7 protein-coding genes are annotated in these 5,642 nt (G+C 70.2%); all 7 read left to right on the top strand.

What is annotated here, in order from left to right; all coding sequences use genetic code 11:
- Positions 1–116: 116 nt before the first annotated feature.
- Positions 117–473: a hypothetical protein gene (locus tag ACRDSK_RS31270; protein ID WP_431444995.1), complete on the top strand. Its 357-nt coding sequence runs from the start codon at positions 117–119 to the stop codon at positions 471–473.
- A gap of 2 nt (positions 474–475) precedes the next feature.
- Positions 476–613, top strand: a complete 138-nt coding sequence (locus tag ACRDSK_RS31265; protein ID WP_431444994.1) for a hypothetical protein — start codon at positions 476–478, stop codon at positions 611–613.
- The gene (locus tag ACRDSK_RS31260) at positions 614–2,755 is read left to right on the top strand and encodes a hypothetical protein (protein WP_431444993.1); all 2,142 of its coding nucleotides are present in this window, start codon (positions 614–616) and stop codon (positions 2,753–2,755) included. It begins immediately after the preceding gene.
- A gap of 73 nt (positions 2,756–2,828) precedes the next feature.
- On the top strand, positions 2,829–3,173 hold the full coding sequence (locus ACRDSK_RS31255) for a hypothetical protein (protein ID WP_431444992.1): 345 nt from the start codon (positions 2,829–2,831) through the stop codon (positions 3,171–3,173).
- A gap of 5 nt (positions 3,174–3,178) precedes the next feature.
- Positions 3,179–3,388 (top strand): hypothetical protein, encoded by a 210-nt coding sequence (locus ACRDSK_RS31250; RefSeq protein ID WP_431444991.1) that lies wholly within the window; start codon positions 3,179–3,181, stop codon positions 3,386–3,388.
- A gap of 67 nt (positions 3,389–3,455) precedes the next feature.
- Positions 3,456–4,499: a hypothetical protein gene (locus tag ACRDSK_RS31245; protein ID WP_431444990.1), complete on the top strand. Its 1,044-nt coding sequence runs from the start codon at positions 3,456–3,458 to the stop codon at positions 4,497–4,499.
- A 25-nt stretch (positions 4,500–4,524) separates the two neighbouring features.
- Positions 4,525–5,642: phage major capsid protein (locus ACRDSK_RS31240; RefSeq protein WP_431444989.1), on the top strand; the 1,118-nt coding region annotated here is incomplete at its 3' end.

The raw sequence follows: 5,642 nt of genomic DNA, 5'->3' as shown, positions 1-5,642 counted from the left end.
GGCCCCCGCCTGGACCGCCTGACCCACACCCAGCGCCGCATCCTCGAACTACTCGAGATCAAGCCCCCCTGGCCCGAGCAACAAGACCCGGCCCTTGCCCTCACCAACCGCGGAAAATGCGGCTAGTGGTCTACGTCGCCGCCCTCGCCGCCTTCCTCGCCGCCCTGGTCGTGCTCCTGGTCGTGCTGCTCGTCCGCCAGCAGGAGCGTCACAACCAGTACACGGCGCGGCTGCTCGCGGCGTTCCGGGAGGAGCGCGCGCAGCTGCTCAACAAGATCAGCGCGCCGCAGCGACCGATGCCGGACGGCCGGCCGACTCCGAAGGTCGCGCCACGCCGCTCCCCGGCGAACGCGCGCGAGCACGCTCGGGTCGGGACGGTCCGGCCGCCCAGGCCACCGGGGCCGGGCGAGCCGGCGAACGACTTCCTGCCGCCGGACGCCGGCGCCCTCGACACGCCGGGCGACTCGGAGTAGCCGTGCAGATCCCCGGCGTGCATATCGAGACGCTCGAGAACCCGGTCCGCTACACGTACGCGCAGATCGAGAAGGCGTGCGCGATCGCGCAGCTGCTCAACCGCGGCAAGCTCGTCCTCCTCGAACCTCCGCGGCGCTAGATGGCTCGCGACGTCGGCGACAGCACCGTCTCCGATCTTGACCAGCGGGTCCACGCGTCCCGGGAGGTTCGACGCCCGTTCGAGGGTCAGTGGCTGCTCAACATCGCGTTCTACGTCGGTAACCAGTGGCTGCGGTTCGACGGTCTGCGGCTGTACGAGTACGAGCCCGAGGACGAGCTCGAGCCGCTCGTGGTGGACAACCGGATTCAGCCGGGCGTCCGGACCGAGATCGCGAAGCTGACGAAGACGCAGCCGCAGTGGATCGGCGTGCCGCGCGACGGCGGCGACAAGGAGATCTCCAGCGCCCGGCTGCGCGAGCGGGTCTTCGAGCACTACTGGCGCGTTTTGCGCGCCCGCCGGCGCCTGCGGCGCGCGCTGCTCTGGAGCCGGGTCGGGACCGCTGGCTTCTGGAAGGTGACGTGGGATTCGCAGCTCGGCCAGCTGATGCGGTACATGGCTCGCCAGGACCCGAACACCGGCGAGCTGGTGCCGGTCAAGCTCGAGGACGGCCGGCTCCTGACCCCGGAGCGGGTACAGCAGCTCGGTCTTACTCCGGAGGCGTTCGAGGGCCTCGTCCCGGTGGAGCAGCGCACCGGTGACGTCCGGCTCGACCTGCGTACGCCGTTCGAGATCTATCCGGACGCGCTTGCGTCCGAGGAGGGCCTCGAGACGTGCGAGTACATCGGCGAGGAGGCGATCTACAGCCGCAACCAGCTGTGGAAGATGCTCGGCGGCACCGATGCAGCGCGCGACCTGGTCGCGTCGATCGAGGAGACGGCGCAGCCGACCGCCGGGATCGCCGAGAGCCGCATGCCCGGCAACACGTTCGGGCTCCCCAAGCGCGGTGGCGCCGGCTACCGCGGCGTCCGCGTCCGCGAATACTGGAGCCTGCCCGGCTACGACGACGCGCAGGGCAAGCACGTCATCTGGATCCCGGGCGGCAAGGTGCTGCTCGAGGAGCACAACCCGTACCCGTGGCTGCCGTACATCATGTTCGGCGGCACCCCGGCGCCGGGCCGCTTCTGGCCGGACTGCATGGTCACGCAGGGCATTCCGCTGCAGACCGAGCTCAACAAGCACGAGAGCCAGGTCGCCGGGAACGCCGAGCGGGTCGGGAACGCGCCGCTCGCCCGGTCGGCCGAGTCGCTCGACGAGGAGAACGAGTGGACGGGCCTGCCGGGCGCCGAGCTGATCTTCCGCGACACGCAGCACCTGCCGCAGTTTCTGACCGTGCCGGAGCTGCCGGCGTACGTGCAGAACCGCCGCGCCGAGATCTCCGACTCGCTCAAGGAGGTCTTCCGTCAGTACGAGGTCGACCAGGGCACCGTCCCGGCCGGCGTCACCGCCGCCTCGGCGATCTCGCTGCTGCAGGAGGCGAGCGACACCGTCCTGTCGCCGGACATTGACGACATTGCCGACAGCCTCGTGGACGCCGGCCGGATCGTGCTCGGCCTGGTCAAGATGTTCGCCAGCAACGACCGGATCGCGCGGGTCGCCGGCGAGGACGGCAACTGGAACTTCCACCGGTTCCGTGGCGACCAGCTCAGCGACGTCGACCTGGACGAGATCCAGATCGGATCCGGTATCCCGGAGTCGCGGGCCGCGAAGCAGGCGGCGATCCAGCAGACGCTCAACCTGCTGCTGCAGCAGGGCGTGCCGCTCAAGCCGCGCGATATCCGCCGGGTGCTCCGCGACTACGAGATCGGCGGCCTCGACCACATTCTCGCGTCGCTGAACAAGGATGAGCTGCAGGTGCAGGATGAGAACCGGCGCCTGTTCGCCGGCGACGGCCTCGACCAGCCGGTCCCGGTGTTCGGGCCGGACGGCCAGCCGATCGTCGGCCCGGACGGCAAGCCTTTGTTCGCCGGCATCCCGATCAACTCGTTCGACGACGACGAGCTGCACATCGAGGGGCATGAGGAGGCGTGCAAGGGCGCCGAGTATCGGGAGCTCGCCACGGTGCCTGGCGGCGTCCAGATCCAGGCGGGGATCCTCGCGCACATCGAGCTGCACAAGGCCAGGTTGGCGATGCGCGCCGCGGCGATGGGCGCCGCGGCCGCGGCCGGCGGCGAGATCCCGGAGCCGCCGCCGAACGGCGGCGCTGCGAACAGCGCGACCGCCGCGAACACGGGCCAGCAGTAGCCCGTCCGGGTCGAGCCTCACCCTCTAGCTAACGGTTAGGTCACAATTTCCAAGTCGGAGGAAGGACACACAAATGACCCCCCGGACCGAGCCCAAGCCCAACATCGCCGCCGCCCGCCGCAGCACTGCGGTCGAGGTGGACGCGATGACGCAGCGCACCGACGCGGACGCGCTGTTCAACCAGTTCGTGTCGATCGACCTGTCCAACCGGAAGGCCAAGGCGGCGGTCGAGGCCGTCATCGGCAAGGGCCGCGCCCGGTTCGGCAACGGCGACTACGGCGTCCTGACCGCGGTCGGCGAGACGGACGACGACGGCTACCCGGTCACCGTGACCGTGACGCTCCGCGACGACACCGGCGCGCAGGTGCCGGGCGTCCCGTACGCGGCCCTCGCACCGGCCGTGGCGGGACGCCGCTAAGCGCCATGCCGCGACGTCAGGCCGAGCAGCTCGTGCAGGCGATCGCCGAGTTCGGTGCCGCCTATGAGGGCGACCCCGAATACGCCGACAGCATGGAGCTCGCCGGCCAGCTCGCCGCGACCGTTCTCGAGAAGGAACAGGCCAAGCAGGACACGCCCGGCAGCCGTTCGGCGAGCCGGGCCAGATCTTCAACAGGCGGCGCATTGCCGCAGTAGTGCCGAGGGCGAGGCTACAGCCCGCTTGCGGGCCGAGGGCACCGCCACAGCGCAGATGAAGGAGAACATGCACCCCACCACCGCAACCACCATCCACCCCGCCATCTTCGATCTGCGCGTCGACCAGTTCGGCCGGCCGCTGACCGAGGAGGGCTTCGCGGCGATCTTCGCTGGCATCCCGGCCAGGCACCCCCGGAACGAGAATCCTGGTGGTGGCGGCCCGGCCGGCGGATCTGCGGGGCCGGGCGGCGGCGGCGGTGGCGGTGCTTCCTCCACAGCCGCACAGCCCGCCGGCACCGGCGATCAGCCGGGCGCCGCGGGTCGAGGCGACGTGGACCACCTGGCGGGTCTGTACGACCTGTCAACCGCACCCGAGGCGCTTCGCCCGCATCTGCAGGAGGAGCTGCGCAAGATCAACGCCGGCGTCGGCCGGCGGTTCCAGGAGCACGCCGAGTTCCGGCAGCGTTTCGAGCCCCTCGAGGGCATCGAAGGGCTGGCGGACACGCCCGCCGAGGATCTCGAGGACCTCCTCTCGATCCGCGGTTTCATCGCCGAGGCATCCGACGAGCAGAACCCCAACTCCGAGAAGCTCGAGGAGTGGTGGGACAAGCTCGGAGAGCACTTCGGCTTCTTCGGCGACGACGGCGGCGGCAGCGAGCCTGGTGGTCTGCCGGAGGGCGACGACCCCCCGGCGTGGGCGCAGCAGCTCATGCAGGAGAACCAGGAGCTGCGCGAGCGGCTCGAGCAGGGCGAGCGCAGCACCGCCGAACAGCAGGCCGAGCAGCAGGTCCAGGCTGAGATGCAGCAGCTGGCCGAGCAGCACAGCCTCGACGAGGACGCGCAGAACGCGATCTACCAGCTCGCGTACGCGTACGGCGGCGCCGACGACGCGCTCCAGAAGGGCCTGGCCGACTACTTCCGCATCAGCGGCAAGGCCGAGTCCGGACTGCTGGAGAACGGCAACGGCAGGCCCACTCCCGGCCCGACGACCCCCGGCAACGGGCAGGCCGCGGACCCGAACGGCGACAAGCCGCTGCGGTTCGGCGACCCGGCCCTCAAGCAGGCGGCGATGGCGCGGGTGAGGGGCCAGAGCACGGGAGCGGCAGCGTAGCCCACCCCTCACCCCTGGAGCGACCGTGAACCACCTGACCACCCATATCCGACTGACTCCCCTGCGGGCCGTGCTCGCGCTGCTGGCGGCGCTCGTGCTCGCGTACGTCGCGGCGCAGCTCGTCAGCCTCTCCGGCGTGTCCGGTCCGCTGCTTCCGGTGCTCGGCACTGTCGGCTCGCTGGCGACCGCGGACGCGATCCTCAAGGACCTCTACCGCGGCCCGATCATCGAGCAGCTGAACTACAAGACGTTCCTGCTCGACATGATCGAGCGCGACTCCGACCACATCGACTTCACCGGCCGGCGCGCAGTCGTGCCCGTGGAGGCGACCGGCAACGAGTCGCCGGCGTCGATGGGCGATGGCGGGACGCTCGCCGATCCGCAGATCGACACCGAGATCGACGCGATCATCCTGATCCGCTATCACGACGGCGGCCTGGAGCTGTCCGACCAGCTGATCAAGCAGGCGTCGGGCAACAACGCGGGCGCGTTCGTGTCCAAGCTCGACCGGTCCAGCAAGAAGCTGGCCGACTCGATGCGCAAGAACATCAACCGGCAGGCGTTCGGCACCGGCGACGGCGTCATCACAACGCTGACGAGCTCGCCGGCGGCGGTGACGACGTTCACCGTGGCGTCGACGCAGTACCTGCGGGTCAACCAGAAGATCGACGTGCGGAACACCGCGACGGGTGCGGCGGGCGCGACGGCGGTCGGCCGGACGATCACCGCGATCAACCGGACGACCAAGACGATCACCGTCGACTCGGCGATCACCGCCACCACCGGCGACGGCGTCTACAAGGAGGGCTCGCGCCTCCTGGAGTCGGACGGGCTGCGGAACATCACCGCGACCAACCGGACGCTGCACTCGATCGACTCGACCGTCAACACGGTCTGGAACGGCAACGAGTTCGACGCGGAGAACGCCGTTGCCGGCGAGGGCCTGTTCGAGGACCTGGTCGAGGAGGTCGGCGAGTCCGGGCAGGGCGAGGTCGAGGCGTTCCTGACGACCCGCGGCGTCCGCAAGCGGCTCGCCCGGACCTACCAGTCGCAGCGCCGCTGGAACGACGCGAAGACGACCGAGATCAACGGCGGCTACTCGGCGATCTTCATCAGCGCCGGCAATGCCGGCAAGGTGCCGGT

Origin of the sequence: Actinophytocola sp., from assembly GCF_050699915.1 — a bacterium.
Classification (GTDB): domain Bacteria; phylum Actinomycetota; class Actinomycetes; order Mycobacteriales; family Pseudonocardiaceae; genus Actinophytocola.
The sequence above is the reverse complement of the archived record's forward strand: the minus strand, read 5'-3'. Positions and strand labels throughout refer to the sequence as shown.